The 25,479-nt window shown below is 64.6% G+C and carries 18 protein-coding genes; 15 read left to right on the top strand and 3 right to left on the bottom strand.

Annotated elements, in window-relative coordinates; genetic code table 11:
* Positions 1 to 23: 23 nt before the first annotated feature.
* Positions 24 to 1,667 carry an iron ABC transporter permease gene (locus DFO50_RS03690; protein WP_051529001.1) on the top strand — a complete coding sequence of 548 codons (1,644 nt, stop codon included), beginning with the start codon at positions 24 to 26 and terminating at the stop codon, positions 1,665 to 1,667.
* Positions 1,660 to 2,724 carry an ABC transporter ATP-binding protein gene (locus tag DFO50_RS03685; protein WP_036386556.1) on the top strand — a complete coding sequence of 355 codons (1,065 nt, stop codon included), beginning with the start codon at positions 1,660 to 1,662 and terminating at the stop codon, positions 2,722 to 2,724. Before DFO50_RS03690 ends, DFO50_RS03685 begins: the two co-directional genes overlap by 8 nt.
* 27 nt (positions 2,725 to 2,751) lie before the next feature.
* Here the strand turns inward: DFO50_RS03685 and DFO50_RS03680 are convergent, their stop codons facing one another.
* Positions 2,752 to 4,158 (bottom strand): sigma-54 dependent transcriptional regulator, encoded by a 1,407-nt coding sequence (locus DFO50_RS03680; protein WP_112692047.1) that lies wholly within the window; start codon positions 4,156 to 4,158, stop codon positions 2,752 to 2,754.
* 480 nt (positions 4,159 to 4,638) lie between these two features.
* Here DFO50_RS03680 and DFO50_RS03675 point away from each other — a divergent pair, with 480 nt between their 5' ends.
* The 5 genes from DFO50_RS03675 to DFO50_RS03655 all read left to right on the top strand — a co-directional run bounded on the left by DFO50_RS03675 (position 4,639) and on the right by DFO50_RS03655 (position 8,949).
* A complete protein-coding gene (locus DFO50_RS03675; RefSeq protein ID WP_028500056.1) occupies positions 4,639 to 5,640 on the top strand; it encodes a hypothetical protein in 1,002 nt (333 codons plus the stop codon).
* Between the two features lie 75 nt (positions 5,641 to 5,715).
* Positions 5,716 to 6,084, top strand: a complete 369-nt coding sequence (locus DFO50_RS03670; protein WP_112692046.1) for a hypothetical protein — start codon at positions 5,716 to 5,718, stop codon at positions 6,082 to 6,084.
* An 11-nt stretch (positions 6,085 to 6,095) separates the two neighbouring features.
* Positions 6,096 to 6,791 (top strand): C39 family peptidase, encoded by a 696-nt coding sequence (locus DFO50_RS03665; protein ID WP_051529003.1) that lies wholly within the window; start codon positions 6,096 to 6,098, stop codon positions 6,789 to 6,791.
* Positions 6,792 to 6,802: 11 nt separating this feature from the next.
* Complete coding sequence (locus DFO50_RS03660) at positions 6,803 to 7,309, top strand: hypothetical protein (protein ID WP_146745009.1); 507 nt, start codon at positions 6,803 to 6,805, stop codon at positions 7,307 to 7,309.
* Positions 7,310 to 7,527: 218 nt separating this feature from the next.
* The gene (locus tag DFO50_RS03655) at positions 7,528 to 8,949 is read left to right on the top strand and encodes a hypothetical protein (RefSeq protein ID WP_028500058.1); all 1,422 of its coding nucleotides are present in this window, start codon (positions 7,528 to 7,530) and stop codon (positions 8,947 to 8,949) included.
* Here the strand turns inward: DFO50_RS03655 and rph are convergent.
* Positions 8,946 to 9,668, bottom strand: coding sequence for a ribonuclease PH (gene rph / locus DFO50_RS03650; RefSeq protein WP_112692045.1), 723 nt, complete (start codon positions 9,666 to 9,668; stop codon positions 8,946 to 8,948). The genes DFO50_RS03655 and rph overlap by 4 nt on opposite strands.
* Before the next feature lie 120 nt (positions 9,669 to 9,788).
* Between rph and DFO50_RS03645 the strand changes: the two genes are divergently transcribed.
* Entirely contained in the window at positions 9,789 to 11,591 is a 1,803-nt protein-coding gene (locus DFO50_RS03645; RefSeq protein WP_084300262.1) for a GGDEF domain-containing protein, read from the top strand.
* 57 nt (positions 11,592 to 11,648) lie between these two features.
* Here the strand turns inward: DFO50_RS03645 and DFO50_RS03640 are convergent, their stop codons facing one another.
* Entirely contained in the window at positions 11,649 to 11,858 is a 210-nt protein-coding gene (locus DFO50_RS03640) for a glycine zipper 2TM domain-containing protein (protein WP_028500061.1), read from the bottom strand.
* 251 nt (positions 11,859 to 12,109) lie between these two features.
* On the opposite strand from DFO50_RS03640, the gene DFO50_RS03635 reads away from it, so the two are divergent.
* From DFO50_RS03635 to DFO50_RS03605, 7 genes are all read left to right on the top strand, one after another.
* Positions 12,110 to 12,769: a cytochrome b/b6 domain-containing protein gene (locus tag DFO50_RS03635; RefSeq protein ID WP_028500062.1), complete on the top strand. Its 660-nt coding sequence runs from the start codon at positions 12,110 to 12,112 to the stop codon at positions 12,767 to 12,769.
* Positions 12,770 to 13,283: 514 nt separating this feature from the next.
* Positions 13,284 to 16,127, top strand: coding sequence for an adenosylcobalamin-dependent ribonucleoside-diphosphate reductase (locus DFO50_RS03630; RefSeq protein ID WP_107889498.1), 2,844 nt, complete (start codon positions 13,284 to 13,286; stop codon positions 16,125 to 16,127).
* Between the two features lie 261 nt (positions 16,128 to 16,388).
* Positions 16,389 to 18,329, top strand: coding sequence for a lipoxygenase family protein (locus tag DFO50_RS03625; RefSeq protein ID WP_107889499.1), 1,941 nt, complete (start codon positions 16,389 to 16,391; stop codon positions 18,327 to 18,329).
* A 77-nt stretch (positions 18,330 to 18,406) separates the two neighbouring features.
* A complete protein-coding gene (locus DFO50_RS03620; protein ID WP_028500065.1) occupies positions 18,407 to 20,428 on the top strand; it encodes a thiamine pyrophosphate-binding protein in 2,022 nt (673 codons plus the stop codon).
* A gap of 84 nt (positions 20,429 to 20,512) precedes the next feature.
* On the top strand, positions 20,513 to 22,306 hold the full coding sequence (locus DFO50_RS03615; protein ID WP_107889502.1) for a PDZ domain-containing protein: 1,794 nt from the start codon (positions 20,513 to 20,515) through the stop codon (positions 22,304 to 22,306).
* Between the two features lie 52 nt (positions 22,307 to 22,358).
* Positions 22,359 to 23,996 carry an L-serine ammonia-lyase, iron-sulfur-dependent, subunit alpha gene (locus tag DFO50_RS03610; RefSeq protein ID WP_112692044.1) on the top strand — a complete coding sequence of 546 codons (1,638 nt, stop codon included), beginning with the start codon at positions 22,359 to 22,361 and terminating at the stop codon, positions 23,994 to 23,996.
* Between the two features lie 10 nt (positions 23,997 to 24,006).
* A complete protein-coding gene (locus tag DFO50_RS03605; protein WP_112692043.1) occupies positions 24,007 to 25,380 on the top strand; it encodes a pyridoxal phosphate-dependent aminotransferase in 1,374 nt (457 codons plus the stop codon).
* Positions 25,381 to 25,479: the final 99 nt, after the last annotated feature.

The raw sequence follows: 25,479 nt of genomic DNA, 5'->3' as shown, positions 1-25,479 counted from the left end.
TCCCGCTTGTCTGAATCGATCCGATGCCGTTCTCCTTTTCCGTCCGGCGCTGGCAGTGGCTGGCCGGGCTGCTGTCGCTGGTCACGCTGCTGCCCCTCGCCGTGATCCTGTCGTCGTTTACCACCATCGACCGGGACATCTGGTCGCACCTTGGCGAGTTCGTGCTGCCGCGCCTGCTGGGCAATACCGCGATCCTGCTCGGCGGCGTCGGTGCCGGGGTGCTGCTGCTTGGCGTGCCGCTGGCATGGCTGGTGGCGGTGCACGATTTCCCCGGCCGGCGCTTCTTTGCCTGGGCGCTGATGCTGCCGATGGCGATGCCGGCCTATGTGCTGGCCTTCGCGATGGTCGGCCTGCTGGACTTTACCGGCCCGCTGCAGACGCAGCTGCGCGAGCTGGCCGGCGGTCCGGTCCGGTTTCCGCCGATCCGTTCCATCGGCGGCGTGGTGCTGGTCATGAGCCTGGCGCTGTACCCGTATGTGTACCTGCTGGCCCGCAATGCGTTCGCGACCCAGGGCCGGCGCGCGCTCGAGGCCGCCGCTTCGCTGGGACTGGACCGCCGGCGCGGTTTCCGGCGCGTGGCGCTGCCGATGGCGCGGCCGTGGATCATTGGCGGGCTGTCGCTGGCGCTGATGGAAACACTGGCTGATTTCGGCACCGTGGCGGTGTTCAACGTCGATACCTTTACCACCGCCATCTACAAGGCGTGGTTTTCGCTGTTTTCGCTGTCGTCCGCCGCGCAACTGGCATCACTGCTGATTCTGGCGGTGTTTCTGCTGGTCTGGCTCGAACAGCATGCACGCGGCCGGCGCGCCTATGCCGCGCGCGCGGCGACACCGCTGCGCCGCCTCCGGCTGGGCGGTGCACGCGGCTGGGGGGCGGCGCTGTGGGCCGGCACGGTACTGGGCGTCGCCTTTGTCGTGCCGTTCGTGCAATTGCTGCTGTGGGCGTACGAGGTCGCCGCCGCTGACCTCGATGCCCGTTACTGGCAGTTCACGCTGAATTCAGTCGTGCTGGCCGGGCTCGGCGCGACCATGGTGCTGCTGCTGGCCCTGCTGCTCGGTTATGCGCAGCGTCGCGACCGCAGCTGGCCGACCCGGTTGCTGGTGCGGCTGGCCACGCTTGGTTATGCGGTGCCGGGCACGGTGCTCGCGGTCGGCGTGTTCGTGCCGGTTGCCTGGCTGGACAATGTGCTGATCGATCACGTCCCGGCGCTGGCCGGGCAGACGGCCGTGTTCAAGGGCACGCTGGTGGTGATGCTGCTGGCACTGGCGGCACGCTTTTGCGCGGTCGGCTTCTCGCCGGTGGAAAGCGCGTTCCAGCGCGTGCCGCCCAGCCAGGAAGAGTCTGCCCGCCTGCTTGGCGTGCGCGGGATGGCGCTGTTCCGGCGGCTGTATCTGCCGCAATTGTCCGGCGGCGTACTGGTTGCGCTGCTGATGGTGTTCGTCGACATCATGAAGGAAATGCCGATCACGCTGATGACGAGGCCATTTGGCTGGGACACGCTGGCGGTGCGGGTATTCGAGATGACCAGTGAAGGGGAATGGGAGCGGGCCGCATTGCCGTCCGTTGCCATTGTGCTGGTGGGGCTGGCGCCGGTGTTGTTGCTGGCCAGGGAACGGCTGCTGCAGGGCAGCCGTCCGGACAAGGGGAATGAATCACATGAATGAGACAGACGCATTGCCGCTGCTCGACGTCGATCGACTCAGCGTGCGCTATGGTGACGCCCCGGTGGTTGACCGGCTGTCGTTTTCGCTGGCTGCCGGCGAGATCGGCTGCCTGCTCGGGGCGTCCGGCTGCGGCAAGACCACGGTGCTGCGCGCCATTGCCGGCTTTGAACCGCTGTCGGCCGGCGAGATCCGGGTCGACGGGACGGTTTTTTCCCGGGCCGGCTACCAGATGGCCGCGCACCGGCGCGGCATCGGCATGGTGTTCCAGGACTATGCGCTGTTTCCGCACCTGACCGTGGCCGGCAATGTCGGCTTCGGCCTGGAGGCGCTGGCCGACGGCGCGCGCCGGGAGCGGGTGGCCGGCCTGCTGGAGCTGGTCGGCCTGGCCGGGCGCGACGCGGTCTATCCGCACGAACTGTCCGGTGGACAGCAGCAGCGGGTGGCCCTGGCGCGTGCGCTGGCGCCGCGGCCCCGCCTGCTGCTGCTGGACGAACCGTTTTCCAATCTGGACGTGATGCTGCGCGAAACCCTGGGTCAGGAGGTGCGGCAGATCCTCAAGCGCGAGAACGTGGCTGCGGTGCTGGTCACGCATGACCAGCGCGAGGCTTTTGCCATTGCCGATCGGGTCGGGGTGATGCGCGGCGGCAGGATTGAACAATGGGCCACGCCGTATGCGCTGTACCACGAGCCGGCCACGCGCTTTGTCGCCGATTTCGTCGGCGAGGGCGCACTGCTGGCCGGGGTGATGGCGGCGGATGGCCGGGTTGATGTTGGCGATGGCATCGACTGCCACGGCAGCGAGGCGCTGCCGGCCGGTGCCGCGGTCGATGTGCTGTTGCGTCCGGATGACGTGGTGATCGATCCGGCGGCCGCGCTGCGGGCGGAAGTGGTGTCGCGGGTATTCCGCGGGGCCGAGTTCCTGTACGCGCTGCGCCTGCCTTCCGGACGGGAACTGCTGTCGCTGATGCCGAGCCACGCCCGCCACGAGCCGGGCGAGCAGGTCGGCTTCCGGCTCGATGTCCAGGGTGTGGCCCTGTTTCCGCGCACCGGGGAATGATGTCTCAGCGCTGACACAGCCGCCGTTTCAGCCCGGAACCGATGCCCCCTTGTCGGCGTCGATATCGGCCTCGTCGTCGGGATCATCGCCGGTGCCGAGCTGGTGCTTGTCCAGCAGCCGGTACAGCGTGGCGCGGGAAATGCCCAGGTTCTGCGCCGCGAGCGAATAGTTGTAACGGCACAGCGTCAGCGTCCGCTGCAGCGCGCCGCGCTCGGCCAGACCCCGGACCTCGTCCAGGGTCTGCCAGGCAATTTCCGGCACGATCTTGTCGTCGATGCCCATGTCCAGCGGCGTGACCTGGCGGCCGGCCGACATGACCGCCCCCTGATAGACACGGTTCTGCAGCTCGCGCACATTGCCGGGCCAGGTGTAGCGCTGCATCGCCGTCAGTGCTTCGCTGGCAAAGCGCTTGGGCGGCAGTTTCTGCCGGGCAACACAGCCGGTCAGAAAGCGTTCGGCCAGCGGGATGATGTCTTCCTGCCGTTCGCGCAGCGGCGGAATGCGCAGATTGCAGACGTTCAGCCGATAGAACAGGTCGTCGCGGAAGTTGCCGGCGGCAATGGCCAGCGGCAGGTTGACGTGGGTGGCGGAGATGACGCGCACATCGACTTCCTTGCTGACGGCGGAACCGACCCGCTCGATCGTGCCTTCCTGCAGAAAGCGCAACAGGTTGGCCTGCAGGTCGCGCGCCAGGTCACCAATCTCGTCGAGAAACAGGGTGCCGGTATCGGCGGCCTCGATGCGGCCGATCTTGCGCTGGTTGGCGCCGGTAAAGGCGCCGCGCTCATAACCGAACAGCTCGGACTGGATCAGCGTGCCGGGAATGGCTGCGCAGTTGACTGCGACGAACGGGCCGCCCTTGCGCGGTGACATCTCGTGCAGCAGCCGGGCCACCATCTCCTTGCCGGTCCCCGACTCGCCGGTGATCATCGCGCTGATGCCGGTCGAGGCGACTTTGCGGATATCGTCCTTCAGCTTGCGCATATTGGCGCACTGACCGATGAAATCGGCGTATTCGAGCGTCTGCGGCTCGACCTGCTCCCCCCCGTTCTGGTTCAGCAGCGCCCGGCCATAGGCCCGGCCCAGGGTGACCAGCAGGCGTTCGGGATCATAGGGCAGGGTGTGGTAATCGTAGAACCACTCGTACAGCAGTGTCTGCCAGGCCGGCAGGTCGATCAGCCGGCGCGGTACTGCCGCAATCCAGTCGATCTGCGTTTCCGCCAGCGCCGCGCGCAGCGGTGGCGCCAGGTGGTGACCGGTCAGCGTGTCATCCAGGCGGAACAGGCCGACTGCCGGTTTGAACTGCCTGCACACCTGGGCCAGCCGGTCCGGGTGGTTCTCCGTCTGGACTTCCCAGCCGTGCTTTTTCAGCAGGGTGGCGATACGGGTTGTTTCCGCACAAGCATTGGCTATGAGGATGCGTTTTTTCTGCACTTTCTTTTACCCCTGTGTACCGCATGGTGACCTTCTTTCGCGGCCCCCCTCACGGATATAAGGGATAGAAGGCATTCCCGCCTGCAATTTGTCTCGTCATTGAGACAGACGGTCAGGAATGACGAGCGGCAATGGCGCTTTCCGCCTGTCGGTCCGGCACGGCAAACGCGCTGGACATTTGGCGTTTTCTGCACATCCAGAATATGCGAGGGGCAATAAAACCGGGCATGTCGTCAGGTGAGCGGCCGATTGTGCCAACGGCAGGTGAAGGCGGGTGGCGGCCCGTGCGGCGAACTGACTCAGAATCGAGACACTGCCAGTGACGGGCGGTACCGGTTTTTTTTCATGTTTTTCATCTGAAAATTAAAATCGTTAAAAAACAACGAATTAACAGATTTTTACATGTAGGCATGACTCTTGCCATCCTGGTGACGTTCCCGCTTGGGGACGCAATGCAATTCGACTCACCAGGAGAAGGTAATGAAGAAACTCGCTCTCGCCGCCGCCATCGCCATGGCATTTGCCGCCCCGGCCGCCCTGGCCGCCGTTACCGTGGACGGCAATGCGCTGGCCGGTGGCTCTGCCGCAACCGGCGGCAGTACGGCCAATACGGATTCCGGGAATACGATCAATCACAGCAGCGCGTCCAGCAGTTCCGACAGCTCGACCACCACCAGGGTCGGCGCGTCCAAGGGCGGGGTGGCCGCAAACGGCGGCAATGCGACCGCCGATTCGGGCAACACCAGCAACTCCGGCAACACCTCGACCAAGACCAGTACCTATACCGACAGCTCGACCACCACCAGGGTCGGTGCGTCCAAGGGCGGGGTGGCGGCCAACGGTGGCAATGCGACGGCCGATTCGGGCAATACCAGCGATTCGGGCAATACGTCGACCAGGACCAACTCGTCGGTCAACACCTCTGCCTCCAAGGGCGGTGCTGCTGCCAACGGCGGCAATGCGACGGCCGATTCGGGCAATACCAGCGATTCGGGCAATACCTCGACCAGGACCAGCGTCAGCGCGTCCAAGGGCGGGGTGGCGTCCAATGGCGGCAATGCGACGGCGGACTCGAACAACACGTCGACCAGGACCACGGTCAGCGCCAGCAAGGGTGGCAATGCGGCCAATGACGGCAGCAACGCCTATTCCGACTCCAACAACACCAGCAACCTGGCACTGTCGACGACCCGCAATACGACCAAGGACTCGTACAACACGACGACGACGACCGACAGCCACAACAAGACCTACACCAACACCTGGATTGCCACCGACCTGAGCGCGGCGACGTCCAATGTGTCGGTGTCGGGCACCGGCTTCCACAGCACGGGCGTACCTTCCATGCTGACCGGCAACAACAGCATCGACCAGGGCGCGTTCGGCAGCACGGCCGGCATCGCCCAGGTGTCGCTGAACTCCGGCCTCAGTGCCGTGGTGCAGCAGTCGGTGAATGTGCTGGCGCCGGTGACGGCGAAGTGATTGCGCTTGTTCCATGAAGTGAAAAAGGTATCGGGCACCCGTTGCCCGATACCTGCATGCAGAAAGGAACAGGCAATGAACCGAATATTCAATACGCTTCCGGTTGCGCTCGCCTTGCTCGGGGCGGCGGCCCGGGCCGAACCGCCTGCACCGCCACCGGCCGATGCACAGCAGGTGGTGCTGCATGGTGCAACCATGCTTGCGGACCTGGACGGTCAGGCCGGGCAGGCGGCCAACCGGGCAGACATGATCAGCTTTGTCGGCCAGCGTGCCGATCTGGAGGCCAGTGTCGGCAACGGCACCTTCAACGGCGTGAGCACCGGAGTGAACCTGATGGCCGGGGGCGCGCTGTCCGGCCTGAACGGCATCGGCACCGTAGTGCAGAACTCCGGCAACCAGGTGGTGATACAGAACTCCACCATTCTCAACGTCTCCCTGTTCTGAAGGAGCGATGTGTGAACCTGCATCCGCTTCTGCTGTGCGCCGCCCTGGCGGCGCCTTTTTTCCCGTTGCCGGCGCAGGCCGACGACATGGGGGCGCCGCTGGGCAGCCTTGGCGTGTTCCACGTCAGGGTGGAAAGCCTGAAGGAGCGGGCATTCCGCTCGACCGTGCGGCAGCGCTATGACTTCAGTTGCGGGTCGGCGGCGCTGGCGACGCTGCTGAACTTTCACTACGGCACGCCGACGCGGGAAGAAGACACGTTCGCCGCCATGTACCGCACCGGCGACCAGGCGAAGATCCAGCGCGTCGGCTTTTCCATGGCGGACATGAAACGCTATCTGGATGCGCGCGGTTTTCAGGCCAACGGTTTCAAGGTCGGGCTGGATGACTTTGCCCAGGCCGGCATCCCTGCCATCGTGCTGATCAACAACGGTGGCTACCGGCATTTCGTCGTGGTCAAGGGGATCAGCGCCAGCCGGGTGCTGATCGGTGATCCGGCGCTGGGTACGCGCACCCTGACCCGGCCCGAGTTCGAGGCGAACTGGGGCGGAGTGGTGTTCGTGATCCTGAACCGGAAGGAACAGGGGCAGCGCAGCTTCAACCGCGACCCCGAATGGCGGGTCCGGGAACCGGCGCCGCTGTCGGCCGCGCGCTACGACCCCGCGTTCGCCAATGTGACCTGGCTGCGACCGCCCGCCACGGATTTCTGAATGGAGACGACATGAAACGGATTTTGTGGATGGCGCTGTGCTGTCTGCCGCTGTCCCCGGCACTGGCGGCAGCACCGGCGCCGGCTGACGACACGGTGGTGCTCGCCCGTGGCGAGGCGGTACCGATGCCGGAGCTGGACACCCTGCGCGGCGGCTATGCCGTGCCGGGCGGGACGGTCATGTCGTTCGGCATCAGCCAGGCGGTGTATATCGATGGCCAGCTGGCGAGCCTGCAGAGCCTGAATATTGCCGATGTCGGCAAGGCCGTGTCGCAGGCCGGTGCGGTCAGTGCCGGGCTGACGTCGCTGGCGCTGTCCGGTGGTTCGCTGTCGACCGGCATGACCAATGTGGTGCAGAGCATGCTGCCGACCGTGGTGACGGTGCAGAACAGCGTCGACGGCCGGCTGATCCAGACCCTGACCACACTGAACCTGTCTGCTCCGAGCCTCAGCGCATTCAATGCACTGCAACTGGGGCGGAATCTCCAGCAGGCCACGCTGGGATCGGTGCTGCGCTGAGGCATTGCCGTCATCAGGCTGTCGTCATGTTTGTCTTTTCGTGCCAGGCAGATTGCCGTTTATCGGCAACATCGCATGCCTCGCACCCGGTTAACGCATCCGGCATTGGCTATCGCGCTGTCCTCACCTTTAATGGAATCACCCGCAAACGGTCCCGCTGGCGGCCCAGCCTTCCTGGCCTGCGGTGATTCCGGTCATGAACCGGCGAAAGGGAACTCGTGCCAGCAAAACGGAAAACCCTCTACCTGGCGATCGCGGGGCTGCTGGTCTCGGCGTCGGCGCAGTCGGCCACCCCCCCGAAAAAGACCGCGAACAGCAGCCTGGAAGCGCGGCTCAACGCCATGCAGAAACAACTCGACGACTGGCAGTCCTATCGTCGCAATACGGAACAGCAACTGGCCGATCAGCGCCAGCGCATTCAGGAGCTGGAGTCCCGGCTCAATGTGCAGCCGTCCGGGGCGGTCGCTGCCGCCGTGCCGGCACCGAATGTCAGCGCCAGCCCGGGCGGTCCGGTGGTTACGCCGGCACCGGATGCGATCGGCGCCACGGTAGCCAGCGCTTCGCCGCCGGCGCCCGATGTGACGGCCAGCCCCGGCGGCGCCGAAGTGACGCCGGCCCGTCCGGCGATCACGTCCACGCCCTCGTCGACCAACCCGGCGACCGAGGCGCGCACCCAGGCCGTTGCCCAGAATCTCGATGTGCCCGGCGTGCTGACGCCGCGCGGCAGCTTCGTGTTCGAGCCGTCGCTGCAGTACACCTACACCAGTTCCGACCGTGTGGCCCTGATCGGCTACACCATCATCCCGGCCATCACTATCGGCCTGATCGATATCCGCCAGGTCAACCGTTCGGCCTTCGTGCTCGGCCTGACCGGCCGTTACGGCATCACCAACCGGCTGGAAATCGAAGGTCGCATACCGTACGTGTACCAGACTGAGGATTCGATCCAGCGCCCGCTGGCGACCGGCAGTTCGCACGACAGCGTGTTCAACACGACCGGCAATGGCATCGGCGACATGGAACTGGCGCTGCGCTACCAGTTGAACCAGCCGGTCGACGGCAGTCCGTATTACATCGGCAGTCTGCGGGTCAAGTCGACGACCGGCAAGGGGCCGTTCGATGTCAGCTATGTGACCGATACCACCAAGGGCATCGACTATCAGACCGAGCTGGCGACCGGTTCCGGCTTCTGGAGCTACCAGCTGGGGCTGTCGGCCATCCTGCCGTCCGATCCGGCCGTGTTCTTCGGCTCGGTGAATTACACCTGGAACCAGAAGACCAGCGTCAACCAGAACCGCTGCGTGCGCTACCGCAGCGACGCGAACGACACCTCGGTGTGCAGCGCCACCTATATCAAGGACTTCGACCCGGGCGACGTGATCGGCTTCAATATCGGCATGGGGATCGCCATCAACGACCGCTCGTCGTTCAGCCTTGCCTACGACCACAACGTGGTACTGAAGAGCAAGGTCAACGGCCAGACGCCCGAGGATGCGTACACCGCCCAGATCGGCATGCTGCAGCTCGGCTACGCCTACCGGCTGACCAAGTCGACAGCGGTCAACCTGACGCTTGGCGTGGGGGTGACCCGGGACTCGCCGGATGTCCAGCTGACGCTGCGCGCGCCGATTTCGTTCTAGCGCGGTGCCTGCAGGGCTTCGCGCTGCAGGGTGACGATCTCGCGGATGCCCTGTTCGGCCAGCGCCATCAGCCGGTCCATCTCGGCCCGCGAGAACGGGGCGCCTTCGGCCGTGCCCTGGATTTCGACAAAGCCACCGGCACCGGTCATGACGACATTCATGTCGGTGTCGCAGGCCGAGTCCTCTTCGTAATCGAGGTCGAGCACCGGCGTGCCGTCGACAATGCCGACCGACACGGCGGCGACGGCGTCACGCAGCGGGGAGGCTGTCAGTGCCCCTCTGGTGATCAGGCCGGCAATGGCATCCGCCAGCGCGACATAGGCACCGGAGATGCTGGCGGTACGGGTGCCGCCATCGGCCTGGAGCACATCGCAGTCAATCAGGATCTGCCGTTCGCCGAGCGCGGCGAGATCGACCACGGCGCGCAGGCTGCGACCGATCAGGCGCTGGATTTCCTGGGTGCGGCCCGACTGCTTGCCGGCGGCCGCTTCGCGGCGCATGCGGGAATGGGTCGAACGGGGCAGCATGCCGTACTCGGCCGTGACCCAGCCGCGTCCCTTGCCCTTCAGGAAGCCCGGTACCGATTCCTCGACCGAGGCAGTGCACAGGACCCTGGTATCACCGAACTCGACCAGCACCGAGCCTTCGGCATGGCGGGTGTAGTGGCGGGTAAAGCGGATCGGGCGCAATGCCTCGGCCGTTCGTTGGGAGGGGCGCATGGGGGACATCCTTGGTTCTTTCGACAAGGCGGCATTGTAGCCCGGCGGGCGCATGTCATGCCGTCGTCACGCTCGGCTTATACAGTGCCGGCATTATCAAGAGGCGAGCGGATGGTGACGATGTCAAAGGCTTCCCTGGTGTCTTCTCCTGCGGACCGGTTGCCGGACTGGCTGGCGGGGGATGCGCTGTCGGCGGAATTGGGGGCCATTCTGCAGCACCGGCGCCTGACGGCCGTGTATCAACCGATCGTCGAGCTGGCTGACGGGCGGATCTTTGCGCATGAAGGACTGATCCGGGGGCCGGCGACCAGCGTGCTGGCCCAGCCGACCGACCTGTTCGCCGCGGCGGAAACCGGCGGGCGCCTGCTTGAACTCGACCGGCTCTGCCTCGATGTCATGCTGGCCGGCGTGGCGGCCTGCGGCCGGACCGGAAAATGGTTCGTCAATGTCTGTCCGGACAGCATCCTCGCAGGACGCGGCAGGCCGGAAGCCTGCCTGCGCGCGCTGGCGGCCCGCGGCATGCGGCCGGAAGATATTGTCATAGAGTTGACCGAATCGCGCCCGTCCGGTCACTATGATCATTTGCGCAGCCAGTTGCGTCGCTATCGCGACATGGGCTTCGGGCTTGCCCTCGATGACCTCGGCGAGGGCTTTTCCAGCCTGCGCCTGTGGGCTGAATTGCAGCCCGATTTCGTCAAACTGGACAAATTCTTTGTCCGCGGCATTCATCAGGACCCGGTCCGGCAGCGCTTTGCCGCCGCGGTGGCCGACATTGCCGCAGCAACCGGCGCGCGCGTCATTGCCGAGGGCATCGAAACCTTCGACGAGCTGGAACCGCTGTACCGCTACGGTATCGGGCTGGGCCAGGGCTATCTGTTTGGCCGGCCCGAAGCCGTTCCGCTCGGCGCCATCGAACGGGAGACCAGAGACCGTATGACCACCTATGCTCCGATGACCGCTTCGCCCGCGCGGGCCACGGCCGGGGAACTGCTGATCGAAGTCCCGACCCTGCCACCCGCCGCACTGAACGAGCAGGCCTATCAGCTGTTCAACGCCGACAGCGACTGCTTTGCCATTCCGGTGGTCGATGGCGGCCAGCCGGTTGGCCTGCTGCGTCGCCACCATGTGCTGGAGACCTTTGCCAGGCCATTCAGCCGCGAGCTGTACAGCAAGAAATCCTGCATGCAGATGATGGACGCCGACCCGCTGGTGGTCGATCGTCGCATGAGCCTCGAGGCCCTGTCGGCGCGCGTGGTCGCCGCTGACCGGCGCTATCTGGTCGACGGTTTCATCATCACCGACGAAGGCCGCTATCTGGGCATGGGCACCGGCTTCGACCTGATGCGGCGCATGACCGAAATGCAGATCTCGGCCGCACGCTATGCGAACCCGCTGACCGGCCTGCCCGGCAATGTGCCGATCAACGAAACCATCGACCAGTTGCTGGCCGACAATGCCCGCTTCGTCATTGCCTATTGCGATCTCGACCACTTCAAGCCGTTCAACGACCTGTACGGCTATCACAAGGGTGACGAACTGATCCAGCTGGCCGGCAGCACGCTGGTGGAGGCCGCTGATGGCCGTTGCGATTTTGTCGGCCATATCGGCGGCGACGATTTCATCATGCTGATGCGCAGTGTCGACTGGCAGCCCCGGCTGGAACGGGTGCTGGTCGCGTTCGACGACGGCGCCCGGGCCTTCTTCAGGCCGGGCCATCGCGAGGCCGGGGGCTATGTGCTGCCGGGCCGGACCGGCGATGCGGCGTTCTTCCCGCTGACCTGCATGTCGATCGGTGCGGTCAAGGTCGAACCGGGCCAGTATGCGAGCCACCACGAGCTGTCGGCTGCCGCCGCCGATGCCAAGCATATCGCCAAGAAGACCCCCGGGCGCAGCCTGTTCGTCGAGCGCCGCGTGCCGGCCTGAATGCACGATGCCGGCTTGCGCCGGCATCGTGGGGGGCGGTGCGCCTGCTGGCGCGAACTATCGCCGGGTGGTCTCGTGGCCGATCACGCCGCCGATGGCGGCACCGCCCAGCGTGCCGACCGTGCTGCCGCCAGTCAGCACCGCGCCGGCCACGCCACCGATCGCTGCCCCTGCCGCCGTATTGCGCTGACGCTTGTTCATGTCGGCGCAGCCGGTACTCAGAATGGCAGCAAGCAGCAAGGTAATCGGAATCAGGGTGCGTTTCATGACAGGGTTCTCCTCGGTATTTCCTAATGGCAATGGCGTTATATTTACCAGCAATCACGACGATTCCCAATGCTGGCTGGCGATAAACCTGTAAACGAGTGTTTTGAACTGTAAATACCCTGCCCGCACGGCATGATTGATGACGTAATCATGACCGTTCGCCGGGAAAATGAAAAAACGGAATCATCTGGCGTTAAAGCATCTGGAATAAAATGTGTCATCTATCGTTTTAATCGAACCGAGGAGAGCTTATGTCGGTCCTGGTCAGAATCTGGGATGTGCCAACCCGTCTGTTCCACTGGTCGCTGGTCGTGCTGTTCTGTGCCATGTGGTTTACCGGTACACAGGGCGGCGAATGGCTGCAGTACCACATCTGGGCCGGCTACGGCATCGCCACCCTGGTGCTGTTCCGGCTGATCTGGGGCCTGCTGGGCAGCCAGACCTCGCGCTTCACATTCTTCATCCGCGGTCCGCGCGCCATCATCGGCTATCTGCGCGGCACGCTGCCCGAAGAGCAGGTGCCGGGCCACAACCCGCTGGGCGCGCTGATGGTGCTGCTGATGCTGGCGCTGCTGGCGACCCAGATCACCCTGGGTTTCTTTGCCGCCGACGTCGACAGCTATTCGTATGACGGCCCGCTGGCCCATCTGATCGACAGCGATCTGGCCGAGAGCATCACCGGCTGGCACAAGCTGCTGTTCAACGTGCTGCTGGGCGCCGTCGGGCTGCACCTGAGCGCAATCGCGTTCTATGCGCTGGCCAGGAAGCGCAACCTGGTCCGGCCGATGCTGACCGGTGACCAGCGCTTCGAGCGTGAAGTCGGCAAGCTGGAATTCATCCCGACCGTGATCGCCATGGTGACGCTGGTGGTGTCGGCCGGTGCGATCTATACGCTGGTGACGCGCTTGTAAGCACTGCCGGAGCGAGGCGGACGACACGGACCACTTATCCCGGTAAGCGGTCCGTTTTTCATGGATAAAACGTGCAAGCCGCCTGATGCAGGCCGGTGCCCGGACCGGCCGGCTGTCGTGTTTTGGCAACAGCAGGCCGGGGCGACCGCAGGGCCGGGAACGGCAAAAAGGCCGGCGCTGTCCAGGTTTTCCACGCGTTTTCAGCGCTTTTTCAGCAGCGGGCGCTTTCCGTCCGCCGGCGTTCATTCTGACCGTCCGTCTGCCGCCTGCCGGGGGCCGGAAAAAAAAACCGGGCACACAAAGCCTTGCGGGGCGGGGCTTTCGCTGCTGCCAATGTCCGACCCCAGAATCTACATCTAGTGTCAAGGCTTGAATGCATAGCGACATCTAGTAGAATTCAACGCAAATGACCGAACACGTTGCACCGCCGTCCCCGTCCGGGGAGCACGGCGGTTTTTCATGGCGGGCCGGGCTTGCAGCCCGGGCCCCGCGCGCTACAGATGGGAACCCGATCGTGATCCACGAGAAACTCGCACTCCTGCCCGAGCAAGACATCTCCCGCGAAGTCCTGCTGGAAAAATATGCCAAGGGCGACGAACAGAACGTCGCTGATGTACGCCGCCGCGTGGCCGGCGCGCTGGCCGGCATCGAGAAGAACCCGGCCGAGCATGCCGACCGCTTCTTCTGGGCACTGGAGCAGGGTTTCATCCCCGGCGGGCGCATCAACTCTGCTGCCGGGACCGACCTGGCCGCCACGCTGATCAACTGCTTCGTGCAGCCGGTCGGCGACTCGGTCAGCGAGTTGCGTGACGGCAAGGTCGGCATCTACGAAGCCCTGCTGCAGGCGGCGGAAACCATGCGCCGTGGCGGCGGCGTCGGCTACAACTTCAGCCGCATCCGGCCGAAGGGTGCCCGGGTCAAGGGCACCAACAGCCGCGCGTCCGGCCCGGTGTCGTACATGCGCGTGTTCGACCGCAGTTGCGAGACGGTCGAGTCGGCCGGTGCCCGTCGTGGCGCGCAGATGGGCGTGCTCGACTGCGACCACCCGGATATCGAGGCGTTCATCCACGCCAAGGACCAGGGCGACCTGCGCAATTTCAATATCTCGGTCGGCGTGTCCGATGCGTTCATGGAAGCGGTGGAAGCCGACGGCCAGTGGGAGCTGGTGCACAAGGAAGAGCCCGACCGCCGCGAGTTCGCCGATGCCTATCTGCGCGAGGATGGCCGCTGGGTCTATCGTGCGGTCCGGGCCCGCGACCTGTGGCAGCAGATCATGATGTCGACCTATGACCATGCCGAGCCGGGCGTGCTGTTCATGTCCAAGATCAACCGCGACAACAACCTCAGCTACTGCGAAGTCATCGAGTCGACCAACCCGTGCGGTGAGCAGCCGCTGCCGGACTATGGTTGCTGCGACCTCGGCTCGATCAACCTGACCCGTTTCGTGCGCGAGCCGTTCTCGGGCAAGGCCACCTTTGATTTCGGTCTGTTCGAGCAGGTGGTCGCACAGTCGGTGCGCATGCTCGACAACGTGCTCGACCTGACGGTCTGGCCGCTGCCGGAACAGAAGCGCGAAGCGCAGAACAAGCGCCGCATTGGCCTGGGCTACACCGGCATGGGCGATGCGCTGATCATGCTGACCATGAAGTACAGTTCGGATGCCGGCCGCGCCTTTGCCGCCCGGGTCTCTGAATGCATGCGCAACGCCGCCTACGCCGCATCGGTCGACCTCGCCATCGAGAAGGGTGCCTTCCCGCTGTTCGAGGCCGACAAGTACCTGGCCGAACCGCATTGCGCCAGCCGCCTGCCGAAGGAGCTCAAGGCCCGGATCAAGAAGCACGGCATCCGCAACTCGCACCTGTTGTCGATCGCACCGACCGGTACCATCTCGCTCGCCTTTGCCGACAATGCCAGCAATGGCATCGAGCCGCCGTTCAGCTGGTTCTATACCCGCAAGAAGCGCATGGCCGACGGTTCGCAGCAGGAATACCGGGTCGAGGATCACGCCTATCGCGTCTATCGCGAACTCGGCGGCGATATCGACAATCTGCCGGCGTACTTCGAGTCGGCGCTGTCGATGAGCGCACTCGATCACATGCGCATGGTGGCGTCGATCGCGCCGTATATCGATACCGCGATCTCCAAGACCGTCAACGTGCCGGCCGACTATCCGTTCGCCGACTTTGAAAGCCTGTACCTGGAAGCCTGGCGTGCCGGCCTGAAGGGCATCACCACCTACCGGCCGAACAGCGTGCTGGGTTCGGTGCTGTCGATCGAGCCGACCAATGCGTCGCCGGCTGACATCGTCCAGTCGCCGGATGATCCCGATCGCCGCATCGCGCTGAACGCGGCGCCGCAACCGGCGCTGGCCTCGCTGAAGTGGCCGAACCGGCCGAAGCTCAAGGGCGGCAATCCGGGCTGGACCTATATGGTCGAGCACCCGAGCGGCGACTTTGCCGTGTTTGTCGGCCATATCGAAAACGGCCACACCCAGCCGTTCGAGGTGTGGGTCAATGGCGCGGAACAGCCGCGCGGCCTTGGCGCGGTTGCCAAGACCCTGTCGATGGACATGCGCTCGCTCGATCGCGCCTGGCTGACCACCAAGCTCGACGCGCTGGCCAAGACCTTCGACGACAAGCATTACGCGCTGGAACTCGGCAGCGACACCATTCACGCAACCAGCGCCAGCTCGGTGCTGGCGCAGGTGGTGCGCCATCGCGTCGTCGAGCTGGGCGCGCTGACGGCCGTTGCCGGCGAAGCCACGCCGGTGATGGACGCGCTGTTCGCCAAGAAGGAACCGAAGTCCGGCGTTGACGGCACCATGAGCTGGTCGGTCGATGTGGTCAACCCGGCCACTGATGACGACTTCGTGCTGTTCCTGAAGGAACTGGTGCTGCCGAACGGTCAGCGCCGCCCGTTCTCGGTCTGGCTGGCCGGCAGTTACCCGCGCGAGCTCGACGGCCTGTGCAAGCTGCTGAGCCTGGACATGCGCGTGATCGATCCGGCCTGGATCGGCATGAAGCTGCGCAAGCTGCTGACCTATGCCGAACCGCAGGGCGACTTCTTCGCCCGCCTGCCGGGCAGCGAGAAGTCGCAGAGCTGGCCGTCGACCGTCGCCTATATTGCGCGGCTGATGATCCACCGCTTCGCCATGCTCGGCGTGCTGAACGAGGACGGCTATCCGCTGGAGGAAATGGGCGTGATGGTGCCGGAGCAGGGCGAGCTGTTCGAGTCGCTGTCCACCCACACCACGCCGACGGCTGGCCGCAAGTGCCCGGAATGCGGCAACCACGCCGTGATCAAGAAGGACGGCTGCGAGTTCTGCACCGCCTGCGGCCATATCGGCAGCTGCGGCTGAGAGGAACGGAGACCGCCGCCGCCGTGTTGCATGTGAACGGCACAGGCGGCCACGTGTCTGTGCTGCATTGCTGCTGATAGTCTGACCCGATGCCCCGCGATCCCTGATCGCGGGGCATTTTCATGCCTGCTGCCGGGTGCGGGAGTCCCGCACGACGGGGGGTGAAGCAATTCCTTGTTGCTATTTTCAAGATCATTTCTATGCTTTCTTCATATTTGCAGTGAAGACGATGATCCTGACATAACAAGGAGTGACACACCCATGACCGAAAAAATCTCTGCCATCCAGCAGTACATGAACGGGCTTGCCACCGGTGTAAGCCTGCCAAGGATCCAGGGTGAAGAACGCCTGACCGCGGCGGGCAGCCTGACCGACTACACCTTCGAGTACCTCAAGGCCGATCTCAGCTACGGTCCGGCCGAGTATCCGACCAGCGGTGTCTATGGCGGTGTGCTGCCGCCGTGGTTCAACCGCCTCGATACCATCCCTGCCGACTGGCAGTGGACCAGTGCCGATCTGGCTGCCAGCCAGAAGCGGGGCGGGCAGGTGGTCGCCGAGCAGGCCAGTATCGAGGCCAGGGTGCCCGGGCAGAGCTATACCGGGACGGCCGCCGAACAGATCCGGCAGCGCTACACCAAGGGGATCTGGGATGAGGCTACCTTCAGCCAGGGGTATGTGGACCGCCTGACCCAGAACTGGATCGCCGATGACGCCGAGTTCGCCCGCCAGCGTCTGGGCGGTGCCAACCCCAATGTCATTGCCCGTTATGTGGGTACCGCTGCGACCATCGCCCAGTGGGTGCAGGGCGCCAAGGGCAGCAAGGACGCGCAGGCGCTGACCCGGCAACTCCAGGCGGCGGTCAATGCGAATACGCTGTTTGTCTGTGACTATCAGATTGCTCTGGGCAACGCGGTACGCCAGCAACTGGTACGTTCGGGTCAGTGGCTGACCTCGCCGCTGGTCTATTTTGTGGTCGACGGCGGCAAACTGCTGCCCGTGGCCATCCAGCTGACGCCGGGCGCCTATATCTTTACCCCCGGTGACGATGCCAACAGCTGGCTGCTGGCCAAGCTGTGGGTGGGCAATGCCGATGCCCAGTGGTGGTTCAGTGGCACCCACCTCTACAACACCCACACCGTGGTGATGCAGTTCGGTACCGCGGCCCTCAATCTGCTGGAGCAGGGCCAGCTTCCGGCAACACATCCGATCCTGAAGCTGCTTCAGCCACATCTGAAAAAAGTCTTCAACATCAATAATCTGGTCTACAGCGCCGATGGCTCCGGCCTCTATCAGTCGGGCCAGTTCTGTGACCAGTTCCTGCCCACCGGCCGCATCGGGCTCTACGACATCATCAGCAGCCTGTTCAGCTCCTACAGCCTCGATGATGCCTCGTTCCCCAACCAGCTCAAGCTGCGTGGCATCGATCAGGCGACCCTGCCGGTTTCCTTCCCTTACCGCGACGATGGCCAGGTCTGGTGGGATGCCATCGAGAACTTCGTGAGCGAGGTGGTGGATGCCAGCTATGCCAGCGACGCGGCCGTGGCCCAGGATCAGCCGCTCAATGCCTGGATGAGCAAGGTCTCCGCGGCTTTCAATCAGCCTGGCGGCACGGCCCGGTTTACCTGGCAGCCCACCAGGGCATATCTGAAACAGCTCGCGACGAACCTGTTCTTTATCGGGTCGATACAGCACACGGCAATCAATAACAGCATGCTGCCGGGCCTGGGTTTCCTGCCCAACGCTGCTTTTGCCATGACTGCTCCGCCGCCCGTCGCGCCGGGCGTCAGTGACGAGCAACTGCTGGCTGCGCTGCCCGACCCGAAGGCGGTCACGGACGGCCATGTGGCCTGGCCGATCCAGAACCAGATTGCCTTCGTCATGAACGGCACCTCGGAGGTGGACGATCTGGTGGCGGGCGATGGCAGCGAAGCCTCGCTCCAGGCGACGTACGGCTATCCGGCAGGATCGGCCCAGGCCCAGGCGGTGCACAACTTCCATGCGGCGGTCTGGGGTTCCGGCCCGGCCTCGGTGCAGTCGAACATCCAGTCCCGGCAGAAGGCGCGCGTCAACGCCTACAAGGAGGCCAATCCACAGGCCGCCACCGTGCCGAACAGCGTGGGCTACTTCTATCTCACCGTGTCGGCGCCGTCTGCCCAGTCCGCCGAACTGAATTCGGCGGCCATGAGCTGCATCCAGATCTGAATCGGCCTGGCTGCTGACCCCGTTCCGGGAGGCCGCCGTCAGGCGGCATCCCGTCCCATTTCATAAAAGACTGAACCATGCTCAAAAGCTTTCTGATGTCCGGCGCCAGCCAGAAGCGGGAATTCGACCCCGTGTCCCAGGCTGGCCAACCGCTGCGCTCCCTCCTGGCTGCCGCCACCGGCAGCACGGAAACCATCGCCAGCTATCTCAACAAACGGCTGGTGGAAATCGGCTGCAAATATGTGCAGGCCATTCCCGGCGACTATATCGCCCCCTGGGTGGAGACCCTCGATGACCCCGGCATCAATGAGGGTCTGGTGCGGGTGCACCCGAACAACGAAATGCTCGCCACCTATGCCGCCGATGGCTATGGCCGCGCACTGAGCGGACAGACGGTGGGCTGTGTGGCCTTCACCTACGGCGTGGGCTCGCTGAACGCCGTGCAGGCCATGGCCGGTGCCTATGTCGAGAACGTGCCGCTGGTAATGATCAACGGCACCCCGTCCCAGGCCCAGTTCAATTCGCAGCGCGACCAGGGGGTGCTGTGGCACCACATGTTCGATGGTGCGCACACCGATCTGCGCGTCCTGCGGGAAGTGACGGCCATGGCGGTGAGCCTCGACAACCCGGCCACGGCGCCCGATCTGATCGATGCCGCGCTCACCACCTGCATTACCGAAAGTCGTCCGGTCTATATCGAGATGGCGGTGGGGCTCCAGGCCTATCCCTGCGTGGCCGTGGACGGCCGCCCGCCGTTGCGTCCCTCGCCGCTGCCGCAAAACGCCGTCTCGCTGCTCAGTGCGGTGAACATGGTGCTGGCCTCGCTCCAGAATGCGAAGAAGCTGGTGGTGATCGGCGGCGTGGAAATCGCGCGCGGCGGGCTGCAGGCGCAGTTTGTCGAGCTGCTGAAAGCCCTGAAAGCCCCCTATCTGTCGGACCTGCTGGGCAAGAGCATCCTCAGCGAATACCGTGAAGACGTGCAGTTCTCGGGCGTCTACAACGGCCGCAACTCACAGCAGAACGTGCAGGACCTGGTGCGCTCGGCGGACATGATTTTCATGCTTGGCGTGCGCGAGACCGACTTCAACTTCTCGGGGGTGGCCTCGGCCGATTACAGTCCCAATTCGGCGGCCGGTCTGCCGCTGCCGCTGATTGGCCAGATCGAGGCCCGTCTGGGCGCCGTGATGATCAACAGTTTCGCCAGCCCGGAGACCGAAGGCGAGCTCTACTGGGGCGATATCCAGCTCGGCCCGTTCATGGAGGCACTGACGGCGGCGGTAAAGGGGCTGCAGCCGGACGGGCAGCTCAATGGCGTGGCCACCTTCCCCCGCCTGCAGGGCAGCCCGTGGGAGATTCCCGCCCCCAATACCTATCCGGCTGGTGACCAGATTACCTGGGACAGCTTCAAGTCCCTGCTTCACCACCAGTTCCTGACGGCGCTGCCGGAAGACCAGGCGCCCATCCTGCTGGCCGATACCGGGCTGACTTTCTATTCGCTGAACAACGTGAAAGTTCCGGAAAGCGGCTATATCGCCCAGCTCGCCTGGGGGGCCATCGGCTATGCGCCGGGGGCCGTGAGCGGCGTCAAGCTGGCGCTGGAGACCAGGGGCATCAAGCGCCGGGTGATTGCCGTGTGCGGTGACGGGGCATTTGCCGAAAGCGCCAACGCCCTCGGCCAGCTGGCCGAGCTGGGGCAGGATTGCGTGGTGTTCGTGATGGCCAACGGGGTGTTCGCCATCGAGCAGTTCCTGGTCAATGTTCAGGCCTACGCCACCCCGCCCACGGTGAAGTTTGTCGACCTTGCCCAGGTGCAGCAAACCTCGCTGTGGGACTGGCCGAGCCTGGCCAGGGGATTTGGCGGCGTGGGTTACGAAGTGGTGAGCAACCAGCAGCTTCAGGACGTACTGGCCACGCTGCGCACCAGCACGCCGCCGCCGGCACTGCCGCACGGACCGTGCACCGGCGGTACTCCGGGCGATGGGTGCCCGCAATTCGAGCACGGCGGGGCCCGGCCACCATCCCCCTCCACCTTCACGCTGGTGGCGGTCCGCAATGTGGGCCGCGACCTGCCTTCCAACACGCGCTGGAAGCTGAAGTAGCAATCCTGCCGCCGGGCCATCTCCGCATTTCTCCGTGGCCTGGCGGTTTCTTTTGCGTGCTCCAAGCAACAGGACGACTTTCCGATGACTGAAAATAGCGTGAAATACACCGTCAGCCTGAACCCCGGCCGGCACGAGATGGCAGTGGAGCTCTCCCTGAGCGGGCCGTGCGCCCGGGGCGATATCCCGCTCAATATCCCCACCTGGGTGCCCGGCGATTACAGCTTTGACACCTACGCCCGCGATCTCTTCGACCTGCGTGCCGTCAATCCGCAAACCGGCGCGGCCCTTGCCGTCGAACGCAATGGCTGGCAGGGCTTCGTGGTGCGGGGCGCCGACGGTGCCGCCACCATCACTTACACGGCCAGCGCCTATTGCACTGATTTTGGCGAGCCCTGCGGCATCCTCGACGACGAGTACGCCATCCTGCTGGGCACCCGCTATCTGTTCACCCCCCTGCATTCGGGGCCTTGCCAGGTCCGCTATCTGCTGCCGGATGGCTGGACCCGCATCCACCATCCGTCCGGGGCCAGGGCGCTGGCGGACAACACCTGGGAATATCCCGACTACGAAATCCTGCTCGATACCCCGGTCGCCCTCGGCAAGTTCGACCTGATCGAGAAGACGGTGCACGGCACACCCATCTACAGCCTGTTTGTCGATCGCGGCATCGGTTTTCCGCAGAAGGCGGAAGCCTTCGCCAGCCAGCTGGCCGAGGTGGCCCGGCAGTGTTTCGCCATTTTTGGCTCTTTCCCCTTCAGCGATTACACCTTCATCATGAGCCTCAACCCCGACGCGGAATGGGGGCTGGAGCATCTGACCAGTACCATGTGCGGACTGGGACCCAGTGTCTTCATTCTGCCGGACCAGACGGCGCATGGCGTGCGGGTCTGCGCCCACGAGATGTTCCATGCCTGGAACGTGCGCCGCCTGCGTCCCGCGCCGCTCAAGGATCTGCAGCACCAGCTTTCCTGCGGCTGCTTCACCGAGGGGCTGTGGGTGGCCGAGGGCTTTACCCGCTATTACGAGTATCTGCTCAGCACCCGCGCCGGCGCCTATACGCCCGGGCAGTTCTTCAGCGCCGTGATGGGCTATTACAACCATCTCACCGTGCAGCCGGCCTATCAGCGGGTCAGCGGGGTGGATTCCTCGCTGGCCACCTATCTGAACCACAGCAAGTATGCGGGTCGGGTCAACAATTCCATCGATTACTACGATAAGGGCATGCTGATTGCCTTCGAGGCCGATGTCGCGCTGCGCCTGCGGGCCGGCAGCTCCCTCGACGAGGCGTTTTCCGCCTTCTATCGGGAGTATGTCGACGGTGGCCCCGGCTATCCGGGCTACACCACCGGGGACGTGATTGCCTTCTTCGAGAGCCGGTTGCCCGGTCTGGGGGCGCAGATGGAGGCGGGGGCGGCCCACCCGGGCGGGCTTGCGGTGCCGCGTTTCCTGGAAAATCTGGGCTTCAGGCTGGAGGCCACGCCCGGCAACTATCTGGGGCTGGTGTTCCTCAATGACCTCGGGCCCACAATCTACAACGTGGCCGATACCAGCCCGGCCGGGCAGAGCGGCATTGCCGCCGGCGATGAAATCACTGCCATTGATGGCTATGCCTTCAGCGGCGACGCCCTGAAATGGGTGGCGGCGCAAACCGCGCCGGTGACGCTGACCGTGCGGCGCGGGCATCGCCTGCTGTCCTTTACCCTTGCCCCGGTCCCGCTGGAGCCCGTCCTGTTTACCTCGATGCGCTGGCAGGGCAGTGCCGGGCAGGCTGCACAGATCGCCAGCTGGCTGGGGCAGGCGTTCGACCCCGGTCAGGGCGAGCTGTTCAGCTTCGACTTCTACGAAAACTTCCACGGCATCGAAACCATGATCTGAGTCCGGGCGCCGGGTTCGTCCCGGCGTGCTCCGGCCTCACCAGGGAGGCACCATGACTGTACAGACAGACTTCATCAAATTCAGCGTTTGCGATCTTCTGAAAAAGGGCATCGGCTCGTCCAGCTCCCACACCCTGGCGCCCTGGCGCTCCGCCATGGCCTGTTACGACGCCCTGGCAACGGGCGGCTGGCTGGCGGATCTGGAGGTGGTTTCCGTCACCCTTTACGGCTCGCTGGCCTTTGTCGGGCGCGGGCACTACACCACCATCGCCATTCCGCTCGGACTGCTGGGCAAGGATGTGATGACCTTCGACGTCAGCTCCCAGCTGAAGGCGACGCTGGGCATTTCCTCCATCACCGATATCGCCCAGCTCTCCAGCCTTGCCTATCCGGGCGGCCCGACCGTGGCCTATCAGCTGATCTTCGATACCCGGGAAGATACGGACAAGGAAAAGATGGTCTTCCGCTTTACCTACCGGGATGGCGCGCCGGCGAGCGGCCGGCCCGATGAACTGACCTACTATTCCTACGGCGGCGGCTCTTATGGCACTGCACCGGTGATGCAGCCGCTCTATCAGGCACTGACCAGCCTGCCGGTGGAATACGTTGATGCCGCCACCCTGGTGGCTGCCGCGCCCGGCGACCTGTGCGAAGCCATCATGCAGAACGAGGAGGCCTTCGCCCAATACCGCAAGGCGCATCCCGACCCGGCCCAGCCCGGCCTGCCGACCGACCGGGCCGGCGTGGTTGCCTATCTGCAGGATATTGGCTTGCAGATGGGCACGCTGATCTACGATGGCGTTACCTACGCCGACGACGATGACTGCTACAAGGTGATGTTCGCCACCCCGCGGGCGAAGACGCTCTACCGGAATCTCATTGGCGATCGGGCCGATACCAGTACGCAGGAAGCTTTTTTCCGCAGCCTGCGCCGGCTGTCCAGGGATTTCAGCTTCGAGCAGCAGCTCGATCTGGTGAGCCTGTTCGCACTGGCGGTGTCCGAGCAGAACGGGGCACTCAAGCACGTGGTGACGGCCCCCACCAACGGCTCCTGTGGCACGGTGCCCGCCGTTCTCTACCATTACATCGTCACCCAGGCGGACGAGGACGAGATCGACTGGCTGTTCGGCCGGACTCCGGGCACGGCACTGAACGGCATCCTGCGTTTCCTCATTATCGCCAGTACCGTGGGCGGCATCGTCAAGAGCAATGCCAATATCTCGGGCGGGGTGGGCGGCTGTCAGGCCGAAGTGGGGACGTCGGGCGCCATGGCTGCCGGTGGCCTCGCCCATCTGCTGGGCGGGAACAACAACATCATCACCTTCAATGCGGCCGAGGCTTCGCTCGAGGACCAGCTGGGGTCGACCTGTGACCCCGTGGGCGGGCTGGTGGAACTGCCGTGCATCGACCGCAACCTGAGTGCGGCCATCGTCGCCGTGACCGTGGCCCAGGCGATGGCGAAGCTGGGAACGGCCTTCGTGTCCGACATCCCCTTCGACAAGGCGGTGACGGCCATGCAGCAGATCTCGGAGAACATGAACGACCAGTACAAGGAAACCTCGACCGGCGGCCTTGCCCTGGTGATGCAGGACGAGGTCAAGGCCAGGCGCCCCGATCTGTTCCCGCCGACCCGGGAACTGTGCACGGCCCGTTCACACATGCGGATCTCCCTGTCCCGTACCACCTGCTGAGGGGATTGCCATGTCCTTGACACACAACCTGTCCCTGCGCCACCTGACCGATGTGGAAGAGCGCGTTGCGCACTACCGCAGCGTTGCTGCCCCCTATGCGGTAAACCTGTCGACTGCCGAGAATGTCCTGCTGTTCGATTTCTACCGGGCGCATCTCTTTGACGCAGCCAGACCCTTTACCGCGGGAGATCTGCGCTATCCGCCAAAGTTCTATGGCAGCGATGCCTTTCGCTCCAGCTGGGCCGGTTTTCTCAACCAGGCCTGGGGCCATGGCGATCTGCTGACTGCCCAGGACGTGTTTGCGGTGGGGGGCACTTCGGCGGCGCTGGAATGCCTGGCCTTCATTCTGGGCACGCCGGGCGATGTCGCCATTTCGCCCGCACCGCTCTGGTACGGTTTTCCCTGGAGTTTTGCCCAGCGGCCGCGCGTCAGCTTCGTGCCATTCGATCTGCTGGAGAAGGGCATCGACAAGTTCGAACTCACGCTGGAGGACGTGAAGCGGGCCTGTCTCTCGGTGCAGCCGCAGCCGAAGTTCCTGGTGCTGACCAACCCCAGAAACCCGCTGGGTGGCAACTATTCCCCGGAAACGCTGAACGCCATCTACAAGTGGGTCCTGGAAGAAACCCGGATGCACATCATCTCCGACGAGATTTACTTTTTCTCGCAGGTGGGAGGCGGCGAACCTTTCGTGCCGGCCTTTGCCCTCGACGCCGTGCGCGAGGCCGGCGAGGACGGGCGGGAGCGGGTGCACGCCGTCTGGGGGCTGGCCAAGGATTTCGGCATGTCGGGCTTCAAGGTGGGCTTCGTGATCTCGCGCAATCAGAAGGTGCATGCCCTGATGTCGGGCGATGCCTCCTTGCGCACCATGGCCTGGTTCACTCCTTTCGATTCGCTCAAATACCGCACCCTGGCCCCGCTGTTCCTCGACGGGGACGGTCTGCCCGATCCCGCGCTGGCGCAGCAAGCCATGCAGCTCTACGCCGGACCGGAAGCCTCGTCGCTGCTCAGGACCCAGTATGCCGCCACCCGCGAAGCCCTGGCTTCGGCACGGCTGAAATTCCTTGACCACAACAGCAGTGCCATCTTCTTCTGGCTCGATCTGCGGGAATTTCTCGACCGCGTACCGCCACCCGACGGCAGCGAGCACCAGGCGCTGCACAAAGCGCTGCACCCCGACATCGACCCGCGAGAGGAACGCCTGTCGGAATACATCACGGCCAGTTCCGGCGTCTCCCTGATCCCCGGGCAGGAATGCTTCAGCCGCGAGCCCGGCTTCTTCCGCATGTGCTACACCGCGGAACCGAAGGACCGGGTAGTGAAGGGAATCGAGCGCATGGGCCGCTCGCTGCATGCCCTGCTCAAGCCGCTGGCGGTGAATGCCTGAGCAGGGGGCAGGGTCCGTCTGGCCGCCGCGCGAGGTTTCACGCGGCGGTTTTTTTGTCTCTGGTGATGGCGGTCGCCCCGGCTGCGGCTTGATTTGCCG

It is taken from the genome of Microvirgula sp. AG722 (assembly GCF_003269145.1).
In the GTDB taxonomy this organism is placed as follows: Bacteria; Pseudomonadota; Gammaproteobacteria; order Burkholderiales; family Aquaspirillaceae; genus Microvirgula; species Microvirgula aerodenitrificans.
Note: the sequence above shows the minus strand (reverse complement) of the source record. Positions and strands in the feature narration are given on the sequence as shown.

Coding starts and splice junctions, on each gene's coding strand:
- DFO50_RS03690 (WP_051529001.1), top strand. CDS start 24: ATGCCGTTCTCCTTTTCCGTCCGGCGCTGGCAGTGGCTGGCCGGGCTG.
- DFO50_RS03685 (WP_036386556.1), top strand. CDS start 1,660: ATGAATGAGACAGACGCATTGCCGCTGCTCGACGTCGATCGACTCAGC.
- DFO50_RS03675 (WP_028500056.1), top strand. CDS start 4,639: ATGAAGAAACTCGCTCTCGCCGCCGCCATCGCCATGGCATTTGCCGCC.
- DFO50_RS03670 (WP_112692046.1), top strand. CDS start 5,716: ATGAACCGAATATTCAATACGCTTCCGGTTGCGCTCGCCTTGCTCGGG.
- DFO50_RS03660 (WP_146745009.1), top strand. CDS start 6,803: ATGAAACGGATTTTGTGGATGGCGCTGTGCTGTCTGCCGCTGTCCCCG.
- rph (WP_112692045.1), bottom strand. CDS start 9,668: ATGCGCCCCTCCCAACGAACGGCCGAGGCATTGCGCCCGATCCGCTTT.
- DFO50_RS03645 (WP_084300262.1), top strand. CDS start 9,789: ATGTCAAAGGCTTCCCTGGTGTCTTCTCCTGCGGACCGGTTGCCGGAC.
- DFO50_RS03640 (WP_028500061.1), bottom strand. CDS start 11,858: ATGAAACGCACCCTGATTCCGATTACCTTGCTGCTTGCTGCCATTCTG.
- DFO50_RS03635 (WP_028500062.1), top strand. CDS start 12,110: ATGTCGGTCCTGGTCAGAATCTGGGATGTGCCAACCCGTCTGTTCCAC.
- DFO50_RS03625 (WP_107889499.1), top strand. CDS start 16,389: ATGACCGAAAAAATCTCTGCCATCCAGCAGTACATGAACGGGCTTGCC.
- DFO50_RS03620 (WP_028500065.1), top strand. CDS start 18,407: ATGCTCAAAAGCTTTCTGATGTCCGGCGCCAGCCAGAAGCGGGAATTC.
- DFO50_RS03615 (WP_107889502.1), top strand. CDS start 20,513: ATGACTGAAAATAGCGTGAAATACACCGTCAGCCTGAACCCCGGCCGG.
- DFO50_RS03610 (WP_112692044.1), top strand. CDS start 22,359: ATGACTGTACAGACAGACTTCATCAAATTCAGCGTTTGCGATCTTCTG.
- DFO50_RS03605 (WP_112692043.1), top strand. CDS start 24,007: ATGTCCTTGACACACAACCTGTCCCTGCGCCACCTGACCGATGTGGAA.